Origin of the sequence: Pseudomonas putida (assembly GCF_030159595.1) — a bacterium.
GTDB lineage: Bacteria > Pseudomonadota > Gammaproteobacteria > Pseudomonadales > Pseudomonadaceae > Aquipseudomonas > Aquipseudomonas putida_AC.
Genome location: NZ_BSKJ01000007.1, coordinates 165,058 through 182,398, shown reverse-complemented (window position 1 = coordinate 182,398; position 17,341 = coordinate 165,058). Strand labels below are relative to the sequence as shown.

Below are 17,341 nucleotides of genomic sequence, written 5' to 3'. Positions count from 1 at the left end.
GGGCGCGTCAACGGCGCCCTGGCAGTTCGATCGCTCAGCCGGCCTTGCGCCCGGCGCCCTGCAAGGCCTGCCAGCGCTGCTGCTCGGGCGACCCCTGGTATTCGAAGTTGTCCTGCCCAGGGTCGATGTTGTAGTAGTCGCGCACCACCGACTCGACATCGCCGCCACCGCAGTTGCCCTGCAATATCTGATGCACCGGCAGCCAGGCCTGCACATACTTTTCAGGCTCGTGGGCGAAAATGTCGCAGCAGCCATCGGAGCAGAAGTGGTAACGCTCGCCTTCATGCACCAGGCTACGGTGGCTCAGCTGCGTGGGCGCATCCGGCTCGGTGAAGGCCAGCGGGATCTGGCAGATCTGGCACAGCATCGGCAGCGTCGGGTTGTAGAAACGCTCGCCGCGCGCTTGCAGGTCGCGCCAATGCTCGTAACGCGGCCGGTAGTAGCGGTCGAAGGTGTCCGGGTACTTGGCCGAGAGCCAATCCAGTTCCTCGTCGGTGGGGATCCAGGTGTGGAAGTTGGTGGCCTGGCTGTACTGGTAGAAAATCGACCAGGCTTGGTGGCTGATGTGTTCCTTGCCGATGGTCGTCTGCTCGACGTACTTCGGCGGGCGGATGCCGTAGCGCTCCAGGTCCTTGAACAGCGCGCCACCGGCCTGCTCGAAGTACACCTCCCAGGCTTCGGCCCAGGACATCACCTTGTTCGGCAGCATGTAGTCCATCATCATCCCGACCAGGGTCAACAGCCGGTAACCACGCCAGAACCACTTGTCGATCCAGCGCTGCACGATGGGCACGTTGTCCTCGTGTTGCTCCAGCAGGAACTTGATCACCTCCAGGCCCAACGTCATGTGCCGGGCTTCGTCGGACTGCGCCGAGAAGCCGAAGGTGACCGTGGCCATGTCGCCGTTGAACGCGGCGCCCGACATGAACGGCACGAACAGCAAGTTGGTCAGCACATACTCGAACGAGAACGAGATGGCGGTGAGGAACTCGAACGGGCCGGCCGTGCGCGCATCCTCGAAGAACGACTTGGGCACCGACAGGAACCACACCCGGTCGTGCATGTGGGCAAAGTCATGCAGGCCGTTGAAGTGCTTGTTGTAGTGGCTCATGGCGTGCACCTGGGTCTGCACATGGCGCAGCTCGTCGATGGCCTGCATCTGGCAGGCCACGCGCGCGCCGGCGCCGCCAAAGTGCCGGCCAACCCGGGCAAAGCCTTGGTAGGCCTGGTACTCCAGGGGTGTGACGCCGCTCAGGAACAGCTTCAGGGCGTTGACGTAGCGGGCATCGGAAATGTTCTGGTGGCCGTTGTTCTGGGCAAAGGCATCGAAGATGGCGTACAGCTTCTTCTCTTTCTCGGCCTGGTACTTCCAGTAGGCGTCCATGGTCAGGCGGAACGGGTCTTCCCACTTGTCCCAGTCAGTGATCTTGATGCCTTCGAACCGCTCGTAGGGGTAGATGGCGTCCTTGCTCTGGTAGCTTGGCTCCCAGCCCAGGTCACGGGTCAGGCAGCGGTACTTGTCTTTCTGGTTGAGGCGCTTGGCGGCCATGGTGGTCTCCGTTGTTCTTGTCGTTGTGCGGATCAGTTCCAGTGCAGGGCAAAGCAGTCTTCGTCTTCCTCGACGTTGCCGCCGAGGGTGATCACGTCGATCAGCATTTCCTGCACGTCCCATTCGCGGCCAATCTTTTCCTCCACCGTGGCGCGGTGGATTTCCAGGCGCCCTTCGGCCTGCACGCGGATCATCGCCGGCTGGTGCTGCACCTGGGCATGCGGGTTGTCCTGGGTGATGGCCTCGACGATGTAGCGGGCGCTGTCGTTGTCCTGGAAGGCGATGTACACGAGGGAAGTCATGCGGCATCTCCACTGAGGCCGAGTTTTTTCAGGCGTGCACCAAAGGCGCTGTCGATGGCGTCCAGTGCGTCGCGGCCGGGGCCTGCTTCAGCCAACGGCAACAGCGCCTGCACAGCACGGCTGCGCCACTGGCTTACCCAGCCCTCGATCAATTCACGGTTGTGCGGGCTTTCGGCAGCAGCGGTTTTGACCAGGGCGTCGACCCAGCGCTGGCTTTCGGCGAACCACAGGCGCATGAACTCGGTGAGCATGCCCAGTTGCCCTGCCCCGATAGCCACCAACTGCGCATCGAAGTGTTCGAACAACAGCGGATACAGCAGGCCGTCGCTGACCAGGTTCTGCGCCAGGCTCAGCTCGAACCAGTCACGCACCACCAGGCTGTCCTCCACATAGCGGCGCAGCCCTTGCCAAGCCGGCTCGTCCAGCCAGCGCTGCTTGGCCTCGGCCAGCAGCGCCAGGCCGTCGTCCTCCAGCAGCAGGCCGATGCGCGACAGGTACTGGGCAACGGCCAGGCGGTCCATGGCGTGAAACATGTGCATCTGGGTGACGCTGGTGCCGAAGGCGTCAGCAGCGATGCCGCTGTTGTTCATGTTGGCGCCCAGCTCGGCATGACGCAGCGGCAGCAGCAAGCGAGCGACCAAGGCCCGGGTTTCGGCCGGCAGGCTGGCCAGCAGCTCGCGCTTTTCGCAGAAGGCGAAGCTGTGCTCGGCGTTTTCCTGCATGCGTGCCCGGGCTTGCACATAGGTGCCGTAGTAGTACTGGCGCGGGTCGCTGACGGCGTACCAGTCGGCCATCTGCACGGCGGTGCGGCTGGGGTCGTTGAGCCGTTTCTCGGGCTGCCACAGCGGACGGTAGTGGAAGTTGGTGGCGGCCTCGATGTCGAAGCTGGCTTCTTGGTAGCGGCTGGCCGGCTTGTCACCGAAGCGCCGACGAATGTGGCTGAAGGTCTGGCGGATCGGCTCGACCGTGGCCGTCTTGATCTCGATACTCATGCAAGGCGTCCTGTACTTGTTGTTGTGGGGATGCAATGCGCCGGCAGGCGGCGCTTCAATCGTCCGCGTCGCGGCTTTCGCCATAGCGCCACTTGCGCATGTCGGCATCGACGGCAGCGGCCATCGCAGCGTCCATGTGGCGCACCCGGTTGCTGGCGCAGAAGCTGGCGAAGGCCGTGCGCGGCAGGACCAGTTCGACGAACAGGTCCGGGTAACCGATGGCAAAGTCGAACTCGACGAAGGCCGCGTCCGGCTCGCTACGTACGCGGACATAGCGCGGCATTTGCTCGAAGGTGGTGGTGGCTTGAGTCATGCGCTGGTGCTCTGGTTGGACGTGCCATGGGCTAGAGCAACGGCTGTGCCAGGCGCGTTGAAATCGCCAAGAACTAAACCCAACCAATTGTTTTTAAAGGCTTTTAATTTGTTTACGCGTTGCCCTGAGGCAGCGCTATGCGCACGCTGCAGGCTGCCCGTTTGATCATTTGCTCAAATGCGCCAGCGCCGTTTGAGCAAATGGCAAACGTCACCGGCGATTGACTTTTGCGCCGCTTTCAGGCGGTTTAGAAAAGAGAACGACCCAGGCCTTGCCTGCAGACTGCGGTCGTCCCGGCGTGACCAGCAAACCCGCCTTGCCTGAGCGGGCGCACGCCGATTCCCCATACAACTACAAACAAGGGGCGCAAGCGAATGATTACCCAGTACAGGGCGCCTGAACCTGCGCCGGCGCTGAAGGACCTGACCGAACGGGTACGGTTCGAAGGCACCGAAGGCAAGATCTGGCTAGACGAGCAGCGCATGCTGCTGGTGCAGGCCGCGACCATGGCCAGCATGCGCCGCGAACTGATCGAAATGCTCGGTGTGGAGCGGGCCAAGGGCTTTTTCCTGCGCCTGGGCTACCAGTCGGGCCTGAAGGACGCCGAGCTTGCGCGCAAACTGCGCCCCAATGGCAGCCCGGTGGACATGTTCTTCATCGGCCCGCAGCTGCATTCGCTCAAGGGCATGGTCAAGGTGCGCCCGCTGCAGCTGGAAATCGACCTGGACAACGGCCACTTCTACGCCGATATCGAGTGGCAGGACTCCTTCGAGGTGGAAAACTGCCAATCCGAAGGCCTGCATTCCGAGCAACCGGTGTGCTGGATGCTGCTCGGCTACGCAATCAGCTACAGCTCGTTCTTCCTTGGCCGACAGGTGCTGTACAAGGAGATCAGCTGTCGCGGCTGCGGTGGCAGCGAATGCCGCATCATCGGCAAGCCGGTGGAGCAATGGGAGGATGCCGAAACCTTCCTGCGCTACTTCCAGAGCGACCCTGTGATTGACGAGCTGCAATCGCTGCAGGTGCAGGTGGCCAACCTGCGCCAGCGCCTGCAATACGAGTCGGGGCAGTTCTACGGCATTGGCCAGTCGGCGGTGTACCGGCGCTGCTGCGCGCTCACCGACAAGGTTGCCCCAGGCAAGGCGTCGGTACTGCTGCTGGGTGAAACCGGGGTTGGCAAGGAAGTGATCGCCCGCAGCCTGCACCTGCGCAGCGAGCGTGCCGGTGCAGCGTTCGTGGCGCTGAACTGCGCAACCATCCCGCCAGACCTGATCGAAGCCGAGCTGTTCGGCGTCGAGAAAGGCGCCTACACCGGCGCCCAGCAGGCACGCATGGGCCGCTTCGAACGGGCCAACGGCGGCACGCTGTTCCTGGACGAAATCGTCGAGCTTACCCCGCGCGCCCAAGCCAGCCTGTTGCGTGTGCTGCAGGAAGGCGAGCTGGAACGGGTGGGTGACAGCCGCACGCGGCCGGTGGATGTGCGGGTGATCGCCGCCACCCACGAAAACCTCGAGCAAGCGGTGAAGGACGGGCGCTTCCGTGCCGACCTGTTCTACCGTCTGAACGTGTTCCCGGTACACATCCCGGCGCTGCGGGAGCGCCGCGAAGACATTCCGCTGCTGATTGAACATTTCCTCGGCCGCCTGCACCAGAGCTATGGCAAGAAAACCCGCGGCCTCAGCGACAAGGCCCTGCAGGTATGCCTGCAGTACGACTGGCCGGGCAACATCCGCGAGCTGGAAAACCTCATGGAACGCGGCGTGATCATCACCGACGAGAACCAGAGCATCGGCCTGGACGCGCTGTTCCCGCATGCGCCGCCGGCTATCGACAGCATTGGCCTGGGCAGCGATGGCCGGCTGGTGGCGGCCAGTGACCAGGCCGCGCCCGGCTGGGTTTCGCAGATTCTCGACAGCGGCACTGGCCTGGACGCTGTCGAGGAAGCGCTGATGCAGGAGGCCCTGCAGCGCTGTGGGCAGAACGTTTCTGAAGCCGCACGCCTGCTCGGCATGACCCGCCCGGCACTGGCCTACAGGCTGAAGAAGGCACCCGAAAAACCTTGAGCATTTGCGCAACAGGTTGAGATTTTTGGGGCTGCCAGACAGCCCCGACTATCGCGCGGCATTGGCGCCATCGGCCACCCTGCACTAGCGTTGTGCTACCAGCCAGCCCCAACGTTCAAGCGGAGCCCTCACCCATCATGCCGGACCTGCGCCCGAACCCGACGCTGAGCCTGGAGTACCGTGCCGAGCAGCCCATTCACCACGCCTTCCTCGAGCAGGCCGGCCGCTGCCCGGATGCCACCGCCATCCTTGCCCAGCACACCACCTGCAGCTATGCCCAACTGGCGCAGATCAGCCAGGGCATTGCCGCCTGTTTGGCAGAGAATGCTGCCAGCGGCACCGATCGTGTCGTCATCGTCGCCAGCCGTAGCGCCGCGCTGGTGTACGCCATGCTCGGCTGCCTGCGCGCCGGCCTGGCCTTTACCGTGGCCGACGCCGCCTACCCTGCTGCGCGCATCGGCCAGATTGTCCGCACGTTGCGGCCGGCCGTGGTCCTGCGCTGTGGCGAGGCAACTGTCGACACCGACTGCCCGCTTGTCGTCACGGTGCCGCAAGCCCCCGCTGACGCACTGCAAGCCTTCCCCAGCCTGCCTGTGGCGCTACCCGCCGTAAACCCCGAACACCCCGCCTACATCACCTTCACCTCGGGCAGTACCGGCGAACCCAAGGGCATCGTCACCCACCACGCGCCGCTGGTGCACTTCATCGACTGGCATGTGCGCCAGCATGGCTTCACTCAGGCCGACACCTTCTCCCTGCTTTCCGGCCTGGGCCACGACCCGGTGTACCGCGACGTGTTCACGCCACTGTCGATTGGCGCGACCATCGCCTGCCCTGCCCAGTCGACCCTGACCGACCCGGCCCGGCTGGCCGGCTGGATTCACCAGCACAACGTGAGCGTGATCCACCTCACCCCGCCGCTGGGAAAGCTGATCGAAACCGGCGCACACATGAACGGCCAGGTGCTCGACCGGCTGCGCTACCTGTTCTGGGGTGGCGATGCGCTCAGCCCGACGCTGTACCAGCAGATGCGTGCCATTGCGCCCAATGCCGTCAGTGTGAACTTCTATGGCACCACCGAAACGCCACAAGCGATGGCCTTCCATACGCTTGACCCGCACGCCGACAACGCACGTGTCCCTTTGGGCAAGGGCATCGCCAATGCCCAACTGCTGATCGTGAATGCGGCCAACCAACTGGCCAGCGAGGGTGAGACCGGTGAAATCCTGATCCGCAGCCCCTACCTGTCGCAGGGGTACTGGGGCGACCCGGCGCTGACCGAGGCCAAGTTCGTCGCCAACCCATTCACCGGCACCGCAAGCGACCGCTGTTATCGCACCGGTGACCTGGGCACCTATCTGGCCGATGGCAGCGCCACTTTTCTGGGGCGCGGTGACAGCCAGGTTAAAATCCGTGGCCATCGCATCGAGCTGGCGGAAATCGAGAACGCCCTCACCCGCCACCCGCACATCGGGCAATGCGTGGTCGTGGCCAACCACGACAGCGCCTCGCCCCGGCTGGTTGCCTATTGCGTCAGCCGCACGCCCACCACCGCCGATGAACTGCGCCAGGCGCTCAGCGGCCAGTTGCCGGACTACATGGTGCCGGCGCTGTTCGTGTTCCTCGATGCCCTGCCGCTCACCCCAAACGGCAAGCTCGACAAACGCGCCCTACCTGCGCCCTTTGACGACAGTGCCAACCTGCTGCTGTCCCCACTGGCGCAAAAGCTGAGCACCGCCTGGGCACGCATCCTCCAGGTGCCACGTTTGGACGCCAGGTTGAGCTTCGTCGAACTGGGCGGTGATTCACTGTCGTTCGTGCAGGCCTCACGCGTGCTGGAAGAGCTGATCGGCCACCTCCCTGAACGCTGGGAAACCCTACCTGTGAGCCAGCTGGCAGAGTTGAGTGCGCCCCCCAAGCGCGCGTGGCGGGTAATGGAAATGCCGGTGTTCGTACGCATGCTCGCCATTATCCTGATCGTGGTCGGCCACCTGAGCGAGTTCGACCACTGGTTGATCGTCGGCGAAACGTCGGTGCTGTTCCTGGTCTCTGGCATCAGCCTGGCGCGGTTCCAGCTCAAAGCCATCGAAGAACGTGGCGATGCGCGTACGCTGCTCAGGTCGCTGGCGGCCATCGTGGTGCCGACGCTGTTGTACACCGCGCTGATCCAGCTGGTGTTCGACAAAAAATTGCACTGGCAATCGCTGCTGCTGGTGTCCAACTGGTTCCCGGCCAACGAGGTCAGCCTGTTCAACTACTGGTACATCGAAGTGCTGGTGCAGATGATCCTGATCATCGGTGTGGTGCTGTCGATCAGGCGCGTGCGCCAGATCGTTGTGGCCGACCCGTTCCGCTGCCTGATTATCGCGGCCTGTGCATTGGTGGCGCTTGATGTAGTGCTCAACCGGTTGGTGTTCGACGCCAGTACGCTGTTCAACCGGGTACCGCAGCACTTCCTGGCGGTCACGGTGCTGGGCATGGCCGTGCACCATGCCGACACCACGGCGCGCAAATGGGTGGCCAGCGCGGTGGCCGTGCTGGTGGTCGGTGAGCTGGACCTGATGGCGATTGCCGGCGTTGGCTGGGAGGCTTTCTCGCACTATATCGATATCGCCCTGCCGGCGATGCTGGCCCTTATCTGGTTCCGCTCGGTGCCAGTGCCCGCCCTGGTTGCGCGGGCAGGTGCCGTGATCGCCTCGTCAACCTTGTATATCTACCTGACGCATTTCCAGTTCCAGTCGCTGGCGGACCGTGTTTTCAATCACCCGCTGTTCGAGGTAGCCCTGGCGCTCGCCGGCGGGGTGCTGGTGAGCTACTGCTGGAATACCGTGTTGCGCCTGCTATTGACGCGTTGGAACAAGCAGAACCGCGCGCACGGGGCCGATCCCGCCGAGCGCGTCACCTCCGCCTGAGCAGACTTGCCGGCACAGGCGCAGTGATTGCAAACCCTGAAATACTTTGCATAAAATGCGAACCATTAACATTTGCAACTCTTTTCAGGCGGCATGGATGAGCACCCCGGACGTAGCTTTCACTTCTCAAGTCAGCCAGCTATACCGGGCCCAGAGTAAATGGCTGCACAACTGGCTGAAGCCGCGGGTCAACTGCAGCCACTTGGCGGCAGACCTCGTCCAGGATGTGTTCGTGCGGGTCATGTCTGCCGCAGACGCCGCCGTAAAACTCGAAGCCGTGCGCGAACCCAAAGGCTACCTGGCCACCATCGCTCGCCGCTTGATGATCGACCACCTGCGCCGTGTGCACCTGGAAAGGGCCTGGCTGCAGGTGCTGGCCGAACAGCCCGAAGCGCTGGACATCTCACCTGAGCAACGCCTGGCCCTCCTGCAAACCTTGTTCGAACTCGACGCCATGCTGGCCTCGCTCGGGCCCAAGGTGCGTGAGGCCTTTCTGCTGTCGCAGATCGATGGCATGCCCTACAAGCGAATCGCCACCCAGCTGGGTATTTCCGAAGTCAGTGTGCGCCGTTACGTTGCCAAAGCGGCCGAGCACTGCATGATCTACAGCCTTGGCCTAGGCCTGTGAGCATGAACCTGAATGCTGAGCAACGGGCTTCGTTGCGCCAGGCCGCGCACTGGTTCAGCCAGCTCAACAGCGGTGAAGTGCAGGCCAGTGATTACTCGGCCTGGCAGCTTTGGCTGAATGCGACCCCCATCAATGCCTGGGCCTGGCAGCAGGCCGAGCGCCTGCAAACACGCATGGCAGCAAGCGAAAGCCCTGCGTCGGCACGCGTGCTGGCGCTGGCAGCGCATGGTCGGCACGCCAGCCGTCGGCAGGTGGTCAAAGCTGGCTTGCTGCTGCTGGGCGGCAGCGCCCTGGGCCTGGGTGGCTACCAAGAAATCAAGCAGTCTCCCTTACTGGCAGACGTACATACCGGCGTGGGCGAACAACGTTCGCTGATGCTGAAAAACGGCACTGCCGTGGTACTCAATACCGCGTCTGCCGTGGATCTGGATGACCTGCGCGATGTGCCGTGGCTGCGCCTGCGCCAAGGTGAATTGATGGTGACGGTGCCGGTACGCCAGACCTGCAGGGTCGTTACGCGTAACGGCACCATCGAGGCGGGCGAAAGCCGTTTTGCCGTGCGGCTGTTCGATGACGACAGCAGCCTTGAGGTATTTGGCCAGCAGGCACGGGTGACATTGGCTTCAGGCCAGACCCTGCAGGTAAACAGCGGACAGCGCTGCCGGTTCAACGAGCAGGGCTTCTCCCCAGTGGAAGCGGTCGCGCACGCAGCCGATGCCTGGGGCCGTGGCTTGCTGATTGCCAATGACCAGCGCCTCGACGCGTTCATCAACAACCTGTCGCGCTACCGGTCGGGCTGGCTGCGCTGCGCACCCTCGGTGGCAGGGTTGCGCATCAGCGGCACCTACAGGCTCGATGACACCGACCAGATCCTCCGTGCCCTGAGCACCTCCCTGCCGGTGCAGGTACAGGCCCGCACCCGTTTCTGGATAACCCTCACTGCGGCGTAAAAAAAAGCCGGCTGCCTGATCACTTTGCTGCGGCTTATCCGACTCATAGGTAACCCGACGCTTACCTACAAGAGAAACGCGAAGATGACCCGCCGCCTCAACCCCAGGCCTTTCACTGCGCCAGGCCTGCGCACCTGCCTGATGCTGGCCGCCCTGCTCGGTGGGCCTGGCGCTGCCTGCGCCAGCCAAGCCCATGATTACCACCTGCCACAGGGCGACCTGGGCGAAGTGCTGACTCAGTTCGCCGCAGAGTCTGGCATCGTGCTCTCGTTCGACACCCAGTTGACGCGCGGTAAACGTTCGCCTGCGCTTGACGGGCGCTATGACGTCGGCCAGGCCTTGCAGATTCTGCTGCGTGGCACCGGGCTGCAGGCCACACAGGAAAGTGACGGGCGCTATTCGCTGCTGTTGAGCACCCACGGAGGTGATGCGGTGGAATTGGCCCCCAGCCGCGTCGATGCCCTGGGGCTGGGTTACGTCACCGAGGGTACCGGTGCCTACACCACCGGCGGTTCCACCACTGCAACCAAGTTGCCACTGACCCTGCGTGAAACACCGCAGTCGGTCAGCATCATCACCCGCCAGGTAATCGACGACCACGGTTCGCAGGACATCGGCGACGTACTGCGCAACACGCCCGGGGTTTCAGTCCAGGCTTACGACAGCGAACGCATGGAGTATTCCGCGCGAGGTTTTGCCATTACCAACTACCAATACGATGGCATCAACACCATCTATGACGGGGTCTACGACGAGGGCGTGACGCACGTCGACATGGCCGCCTACGACCGCATCGAAGTCATCAAAGGGGCGACCGGGCTGATGACCGGCTCGGGCGACCCATCGGCGACGGTCAACCTGGTGCGCAAGAAGCCCACTCACGACTTCAAGGCTTCGATCACCGCCAGCGCCGGGTCCTGGGACAATTACCGCACCGAAGGTGACATTTCCGGTTCGCTCAACGACAGTGGCAGTGTGCGTGGCCGCCTGGTGGGTGCCTACCAGGACCGCAAGTCGTACCTGGATCACTACAAGCAGAAAAAAGACGTTTACTACGGCATTGTCGAAGCCGACCTCACGCCCGACACCCTGCTGACGTTCGGCATCGACAACCAGGCCACTACCCCGCGCGGATCGTCCTGGACCGGTAACCCGACGTACTTTTCCGACGGCAGCCGTACCGACTTTTCGCGCTCGCACAACCCGGCAGCCGACTGGAGCCGCCGCGACTTCCAGTCGACCACCTATTTCACTTCGCTGGAGCAGGCCCTGGCCAACGACTGGAAGGTCAAGCTCAGCCTGAACCACATGATCAGCGATCATGACACGCGCCTGGCGTCTGCCAGCGGCGGCAACCCGGACCCGGTTACCGGCGAGGGCATGTTCCTGTACTGGGGGCGCTGGGAAGGCCACCGTGTGCAAAACACCGCCGACGTGAATGTATCCGGCCCGTTCACCCTGTTCGGGCGCGAGCACGACCTGGTGGCAGGCTTCATGACCTCGCATTCGAAGCAGACCGGCGATACCTACGACGGCAGCGCGTTCGCCCTGGTGCCGGGCTCCATCTTCGACTGGAACGGCAATCTGGCGGAACAGAACTTCCCGAAAAACGGCGACTACACCACCACGCAAAGCCAGAACGGCGCCTATGTGGCCACCCGCCTGAAGCCGACCGACAAACTGTCGCTCATCGTCGGCACCCGGGTCAGCACCTTCAAGTACAACGATGATGAAGACTATTACCCAACGTCTTCGCTGAAGGACACCCACGCCAGCTACAAGGAGCACGGTGTGGTCACCCCCTATGCGGGCGTGGTCTACGACCTGGACGACACCTACTCGGTCTATGCCAGCTATACGTCGATCTACCAGCCGCAGGTGTACAAGGACATCAACGGCGCCACCCTGGCACCGGTTGAAGGCGATGGCTATGAAGCAGGCTTCAAGGCCGCCTGGTTCGATGGTCGGCTGAACGGCACCCTGGCGTTCTTCCGCATCGAGCAAGACAACGTCGCCTCCAACATCGGCACCGACCGAGACACCAATGAAGGCATTTACAAAGCCATCGACGGCGCCACCACCAAGGGCGTCGAACTGGAACTGGCGGGCGAGCTGACCCCTGGCTGGAACGTCACGGCCGGCTACACCTACGCCCGTACCCGCGACGCTGACGACCAGCGGATTTTCGGCTTCCCGCTGGCAACCACCAAGCCTGAGCATGTGGTGCGGTTGTTCAATACCTACCGCCTGCCTGGCGCTTTCGACCAGGTGACCGTGGGCGGTGGGTTGAGGTGGCAAAGCGGCTTCTACGGCAACATCTACAGCCCGGTCGCCAATGACTACACCCGCATCAAGCAAGGTGGCTACACCCTGGTGGACCTGATGGCCCGCTACCAGTACAGCGAGCACTTGAGCTTCACCGTCAATGCCAACAATGTGTTCGACAAGGTCTACCTGACCGGGCTGGGCAACTTCGATACCACATACTATGGCGAACCACGCAATCTGATGGTCACCACCCGCTGGGATTTCTAGTACACAGGATCGACTTCGGGGCCGCTCTGCGGCCCCAGTTGCTCAAATGGCCTACCCCGCCTGCACGATGATCTGGCTCTGCAGGTCGCGGATCATCGCCTCCAGCGCCGGTTTCATGGCCGTGAAGTCCTCAGGCGTACACACCACGTCCGGTCGGCTGAACTTGAAACGCCGCTCCACCACCACCGCATTGCCATCCTGGGTGTAGCGTGCGCTGTAGTCGACATTGCCATCCTGCAACTTCACAGGCTTGGGGATCGCCAGCACGTTGACCTGGGCCGGGAACTCGAAGCGCGAGGTTTCCACCACATCGTTGGAAATGCACACGAAGCGCTGGCTGCGTTCCTTCTCCAGCGTGAAACTGTACACGCTCTGCGAGATACCGCCCGCCAGGCTGGTCAGGGTCGCCACGCCCACCGGCCCTGGCAGGTTGACCAGGTTTTCGGTGCGCCCGTCCACGGTGCTGACAAAGTCGCCGTTGGCTGCAGGCGGTGCGACCTTGAACGAACCACTGCCACGCTGGCCGTATGCGGCCAGCACTCTTTCCACCAGCATGTCGCGGTCTGTCGGCTTCATCTGTTTCAAGCCAAAGCGGCTCATCTCGCTGGCCCAGCCCTTCACCGTCGAAACGTGGGTGAAGTCGGCGGCGCCATCGGGTTTGACCTTGAACAGCAAGTCACTGGATACCTGGTTCAGCTGCATGGCCGGGGTTTTGCCAAACTCGCCAGTGGCCGTCAGCAGCACCCGCTTGTTCAGCACGGTCAGCGGCAGGTAACCCGCCGCTATCGACGGGTCGGTCGAGTCCAGGTACAAGTCCAGGCTTGGCACATAGGTGATCACATGGTTCAGTACGCCCAAGGTCGGCACTTTGGGGAACATGTAGGCATTGCCCTGGTTCACCATCGCCGGCGTGCTCTTGATTCCCGCCGCGCTCAACAATGCTTCCAGTAGCGCCACATGGTCCTTGCAGTCACCGTAGCGGTTGTCCAGCACGGTTTGCGCAGCATGCGGCACCACCCCGCCAGCCCCCACATACACCGCCACATAACGGATGTTCTGGCGCACCCAGTCACTGAGGGTCAGGGCCTTTTCCCGGGCAGTGGGCAAACCGGCAGTCAGACGCTTTGCCAGCTCGCTGATCGGTGGGGTGACCTCGACCGTGGCCCTGGCCTGGTAGGCCTGGGCGAAGTCCTTGAAACCGGAAAAGGTCGAAACCGCCAGGTAATGGCCGTAATCCAGATACGACACCGCACCGGCCTCGATCCGTGCCCGCGCCGCCGGCACATACTCCCAGCGATACACCGTGCGGCCATCACGCGTGGCTGGCTGTGACGCCTTGAAGCCGCGTGTATCGGCCTGCAACGGCATGCCCTGGGGCAAGTCGTAGGTCAGCGCGAACTGCCCAACCGGGTGGAATCTCGGCACGGTGATGTCTTCGAACTGCCCCGGGAACAGGGGTGTGGAGCGGTTGCGCTGATAACGCAACACCAGCCGGTCGCCCACCGCCACCTCCGGGAATATGACCACCTTGCTCAGCGAATCCTGGAACATCGGCGCCTGGGCAGATGCCAGCTCCTGCTGCTCCTTGATGTGTGCGGCATCGACTTGCACTTTGCGGCCGTCGGGCTTTTGCGTGTAGGCCTCCAGCACCTCCAGCGTTTCCAGCGAACGGTTGTAGCTTAGCGGCTGCTCGGCATTGGTCTTGATGGCGCGTTCTTCGTTGATCAGCAAGACGCTGTCGACATCCAGACTGAAGCTGCCGTCCTTCTGCACCACGAACGTCTGCGCGATCTTTTCCAGGGTGACGGACTGGTCGGTGCCGTCGGTGAAGGCGTGGGCAAGGCCACACCAGGTCATTGTTGCAGGCAGCAGAACAACTGCCAGGCGACGCATTTTCAGCATGGAGATCCTTCTCGATCAGCGGTTTACAATCGACAATGATACGCATTGGCGCCGCCTGATGGCAAAGTGATTACATGTGCTGCCCTTGCCTGGACAGTTCGGCCAGCACCTCGACCGAGGTGGTGACCTGGCGGAAATGATGCTGCCACAGCTCGATGCCCAGCTTGCCCGACCGGTCCAGCGAAGAGCCCACCGTCATGTCCGTCACCAGGGTGGGCATCAGCCCCGCATCGAACAAGGCAAAGCCGGCGGCCAGCACGCAGGTTTCGGTCTGCAGGCCGCACACCAGCACCCGCTCCACGCCCAGTTGCCGGATGTGCTCGATCGCCTCGGCACTCTGCCCATAGCCATGCTTGACGAACACTTGGTCGGCTTCGATCAGGCTTTCATCCTCAGCCGCCGGGTGCCAGCCGAGTTGCCGCTCGAACGGTGTGACCCGCTCGTCATGCAACTCGACCGAAGCAATGGTAGGGATATTCGCTGACAACCGCCGCAAACCATCGACCAACCACTCGGGCGGGCTGAAGGTGGACTGGACATCGACGATAAGCAAAACCTGGCGCATAGCGTACTCCGGCCGTTGGCAAAATGGCGCGGAGTATAACGCGTGGCGTGGGGGCTTGATCACCAGTCGTAGGTCATCTCCACCGACGCCACCCGCTCCTGCCCGTAATAGCAGCCGAACGCGTAGTTGCAGTCCGATACATATTCGCGGTCGAAGATGTTCTGCACATTCACACTGGCCTGCAGGCCGCGCAGGCCTGGGTCGAGCTTGCCCAGGTCGTAGCTGACGGTAGCGTCGTACACGGCAAAGGCCGGTACATCGAACGTGTTGGCCGAGTTACCCGGTTTGTGGCCGGTGTAACGGGCACCGGCGCCTGCGAACGTGTTGTGGCGCTGAGAGGCTTAACGTTTACCCTGGCTTACGTCTACCATGCACCGCTTTCAATCATGGAGGATTTGAACACATGGCCCGCGTAGCACTGCTCCTCACTCCGGGATTTGCCGATTGGGAATACGCACTGATTGCCGGCACCGGCGCGCCATTCTACGGCCTGGAGGTGGACTTCTTTGCGCCCTCGCCTGGGCAGTTTCGCTCCCAAGGCGGGCTGGCAGTCACGGTAGACCGCGACCTGCAGCAATGCCTGGCCTGGCAACCCGACGTCGTCGCGGTGATCGGCGGCATGCTCTGGGAAGGTGAGCAAGCCCCCGACCTGCGCAGTTTCCTGCACGCCTGCCATGCCCGCGGCGCGACCCTGGCCGGTATCTGTGGTGGCACCGTGGCGTTGGCGCGCGCCGGGCTTCTCGACGCGGTGGCGCACACGTCGAACAATCCCCAATACCTGCAACAGCACGCCGTCAACTATGCCGGGCAAGCGCATTATCAGAGCAGCCCCGCAGCGGTGGTTGCCGAACGCATCATCACGGCCCCGGGCCCGGCCCCGGTCAGTTTCACCTGTGCGGTGTTGCAGAGTGCCGGCGTAGCCCCGGAAGTCGTCGCGCACTTCAGGTCAATGCTGGCCGCTGAACACGCTTGAGCCGAGGTTATCCGGGGCAACACCCTACAAGCGCGAGGCCTGCCCGACCACCCGGCTGAACCAACCGCCCTTGGTTGCCGTAGCGGTCATGCCTGGCCTACTATTGCGATAAATTCTCATATGAGACCTTGTCGCACAGCGAAAGGATGCCCTGATGTCGCGTCTCGACCCCACTTTCAACCAGCAGGTCCACAGCTACTACAACGCCCATCACGGCTGGATTCGCGGTTGGTTGCACAAACGCCTGGGCAATGCCAGCGATGCCGCCGACCTGGCCCATGACGTATTCGTGCGCCTGCTGAGCAAGCCCCAGCAGTTCCAGACCGAGCAACACGCACGCGCCTACCTGAGTACCGTCACCCGCCACCTGTGCATCGATTTCTGGCGCCGCCAGCACCTGCAACAGGCCTGGCTTGAAGCCCTGGCGGCGCTGCCTGAACCACTGGCGCCGAGCGAAGAAGAACGCGCACTGGTGTTCGAAGCACTGGAGCAGGTGCAGGGAATGCTTGCGCGCCTGCCGGAGAAGGTCTGCCAGGCCTTTCTGCTGGCTCAGGTCCAGGGGCTGGGCTACCAGGAAATCGCCCGCCAGCTAAAGGTGTCCGAACGTAGCGTGACCAAATACATGGCTCAGGCGATGTACCAGTGCCTGCTGCTGGAACTGGACCTGCCATGACCGGCAGCGAGCACCCGAACCACGCCACCCTGCAGGCGGCCGCGCACTGGTATGCGCAGTTGCTCGCCGCCCCGCAAGACCAGCAATTGCAGCTGCGCTGGCAACAATGGCTGGGCGCCGCAAGTGCACACCGGGTGGCGTGGGCCCATGTGGAGCGCATCAGCCAGCGCTTTACCCCGCTGAAGCTGCAAGCCGATGCCTCGCTACAGGCATTGGGCAGCGTGCGCCGTACCGACCTTGACCGCCGGCGAGCAGTTGGCCTGCTCGGCCTGCTGTGCGGCGGCGGCCTGCTGGCCTTGGCTGGCTGGCGGGTACCTGCCGCCCGGCAACAGCTGCTGGCGCTCAGTGCCGACCAGCGCACCGCGACGGGTGAAATACGCAGCCTGCGCCTGCCAGACGGCGGCCAGCTGTGGCTGAACAGCGCGACCGCCCTGAACATCGATTACCGCGCCGACCTGCGTCGGCTGGAGCTGCTGGCTGGCGAAGTGCTGGTGGAAACGGCCCACGACAACCGACCTTTCGTGGTCGACACCCGTCAGGGCCGCCTGCAAGCACTGGGCACTCGCTTCAGTGTGTGGCAGCGCGGCCATGCCGCACGCTTGAGTGTGTTCGACGGTGCGGTACGGCTACAGCCTGCAGAGGGCGACGACAGCCTGGTGGTCGCCGGCTGGCAAACCGACTTTGATCGCCAGGGCGCGCAAACGCCATGTGTGGTGGACGAGTCGCGTCAGGCCTGGCGCGATGGCCGGTTGCTGGCCAACGACATCAGCCTTGGGGAATTTATCGAGCAACTGCGGGCCTACCTGCCCGGCCATCTGGGTATCGACCCACATGTGCAGTCGTTGCGGGTGATGGGCAGCTTCCCGGCCGATGATCCCGAACGCACCCTGGCCATGCTCGAAAGCGCATTGCCGATCAGGGTGCGCAGGACCTTGCCTTGGTGGTACAGCGTCGAGCCGCGTTGAATGGCATTTTTTTCGCAGG

General features: G+C 63.1%; 14 protein-coding genes and 1 pseudogene. 8 read left to right on the top strand and 7 right to left on the bottom strand.

The annotated features are described in order from the left end of the window. Window positions 1-34 precede the first annotated feature (34 nt). From QQL85_RS17295 to QQL85_RS17280, 4 genes are read right to left on the bottom strand one after another with little or no spacing between them, the layout of a single operon-like run. Window positions 35-1,549, bottom strand: coding sequence for an aromatic/alkene/methane monooxygenase hydroxylase/oxygenase subunit alpha (locus tag QQL85_RS17295; RefSeq protein WP_284354666.1), 1,515 nt, complete (start codon window positions 1,547-1,549; stop codon window positions 35-37). 32 nt (window positions 1,550-1,581) lie between these two features. Further along, window positions 1,582-1,851 carry an MmoB/DmpM family protein gene (locus tag QQL85_RS17290; RefSeq protein ID WP_019097310.1) on the bottom strand — a complete coding sequence of 90 codons (270 nt, stop codon included), beginning with the start codon at window positions 1,849-1,851 and terminating at the stop codon, window positions 1,582-1,584. After that, a complete protein-coding gene (locus QQL85_RS17285; protein WP_284354667.1) occupies window positions 1,848-2,843 on the bottom strand; it encodes an aromatic/alkene monooxygenase hydroxylase subunit beta in 996 nt (331 codons plus the stop codon). The genes QQL85_RS17290 and QQL85_RS17285 overlap by 4 nt, the downstream gene beginning before the upstream one ends. A 55-nt stretch (window positions 2,844-2,898) precedes the next feature. Beyond that, window positions 2,899-3,156, bottom strand: a complete 258-nt coding sequence (locus QQL85_RS17280) for a phenol hydroxylase subunit (RefSeq protein WP_019097312.1) — start codon at window positions 3,154-3,156, stop codon at window positions 2,899-2,901. A gap of 374 nt (window positions 3,157-3,530) precedes the next feature. On the opposite strand from QQL85_RS17280, the gene QQL85_RS17275 reads away from it, so the two are divergent. The 5 genes from QQL85_RS17275 to QQL85_RS17255 all read left to right on the top strand — a co-directional run bounded on the left by QQL85_RS17275 (window position 3,531) and on the right by QQL85_RS17255 (window position 12,244). Beyond that, window positions 3,531-5,219: a sigma-54-dependent Fis family transcriptional regulator gene (locus tag QQL85_RS17275; protein ID WP_284354668.1), complete on the top strand. Its 1,689-nt coding sequence runs from the start codon at window positions 3,531-3,533 to the stop codon at window positions 5,217-5,219. Between the two features lie 137 nt (window positions 5,220-5,356). Next, entirely contained in the window at window positions 5,357-8,131 is a 2,775-nt protein-coding gene (locus tag QQL85_RS17270) for an amino acid adenylation domain-containing protein (protein WP_284354669.1), read from the top strand. A gap of 97 nt (window positions 8,132-8,228) precedes the next feature. Beyond that, window positions 8,229-8,759: a sigma-70 family RNA polymerase sigma factor gene (locus QQL85_RS17265; protein WP_284354670.1), complete on the top strand. Its 531-nt coding sequence runs from the start codon at window positions 8,229-8,231 to the stop codon at window positions 8,757-8,759. Between the two features lie 2 nt (window positions 8,760-8,761). After that, entirely contained in the window at window positions 8,762-9,709 is a 948-nt protein-coding gene (locus QQL85_RS17260) for a FecR domain-containing protein (protein WP_284354671.1), read from the top strand. Between the two features lie 84 nt (window positions 9,710-9,793). Then, window positions 9,794-12,244: a TonB-dependent siderophore receptor gene (locus tag QQL85_RS17255; RefSeq protein WP_284354672.1), complete on the top strand. Its 2,451-nt coding sequence runs from the start codon at window positions 9,794-9,796 to the stop codon at window positions 12,242-12,244. A gap of 51 nt (window positions 12,245-12,295) precedes the next feature. Here QQL85_RS17255 and QQL85_RS17250 read toward each other — a convergent pair whose 3' ends face one another. From QQL85_RS17250 to QQL85_RS17240, 3 genes and pseudogenes are all read right to left on the bottom strand, one after another. Continuing rightward, window positions 12,296-14,146 carry a DUF3857 domain-containing transglutaminase family protein gene (locus QQL85_RS17250; protein WP_284354673.1) on the bottom strand — a complete coding sequence of 617 codons (1,851 nt, stop codon included), beginning with the start codon at window positions 14,144-14,146 and terminating at the stop codon, window positions 12,296-12,298. A 70-nt stretch (window positions 14,147-14,216) separates the two neighbouring features. Then, window positions 14,217-14,711, bottom strand: coding sequence for an isochorismatase family protein (locus QQL85_RS17245; protein ID WP_284354674.1), 495 nt, complete (start codon window positions 14,709-14,711; stop codon window positions 14,217-14,219). A 59-nt stretch (window positions 14,712-14,770) separates the two neighbouring features. Beyond that, window positions 14,771-15,025, bottom strand: a pseudogene (locus QQL85_RS17240) (TonB-dependent siderophore receptor); the annotation flags it as partial. A gap of 89 nt (window positions 15,026-15,114) precedes the next feature. Between QQL85_RS17240 and QQL85_RS17235 the strand changes: the two are divergent. The 3 genes from QQL85_RS17235 to QQL85_RS17225 all read left to right on the top strand — a co-directional run bounded on the left by QQL85_RS17235 (window position 15,115) and on the right by QQL85_RS17225 (window position 17,322). Further along, entirely contained in the window at window positions 15,115-15,684 is a 570-nt protein-coding gene (locus tag QQL85_RS17235) for a DJ-1/PfpI family protein (RefSeq protein WP_284354675.1), read from the top strand. Between the two features lie 154 nt (window positions 15,685-15,838). Further along, window positions 15,839-16,357 (top strand): sigma-70 family RNA polymerase sigma factor, encoded by a 519-nt coding sequence (locus QQL85_RS17230; protein WP_284354676.1) that lies wholly within the window; start codon window positions 15,839-15,841, stop codon window positions 16,355-16,357. Further along, window positions 16,354-17,322, top strand: coding sequence for a FecR family protein (locus QQL85_RS17225; RefSeq protein WP_284354677.1), 969 nt, complete (start codon window positions 16,354-16,356; stop codon window positions 17,320-17,322). Before QQL85_RS17230 ends, QQL85_RS17225 begins: the two co-directional genes overlap by 4 nt. The last annotated feature ends 19 nt before the right edge of the window (window positions 17,323-17,341 follow it).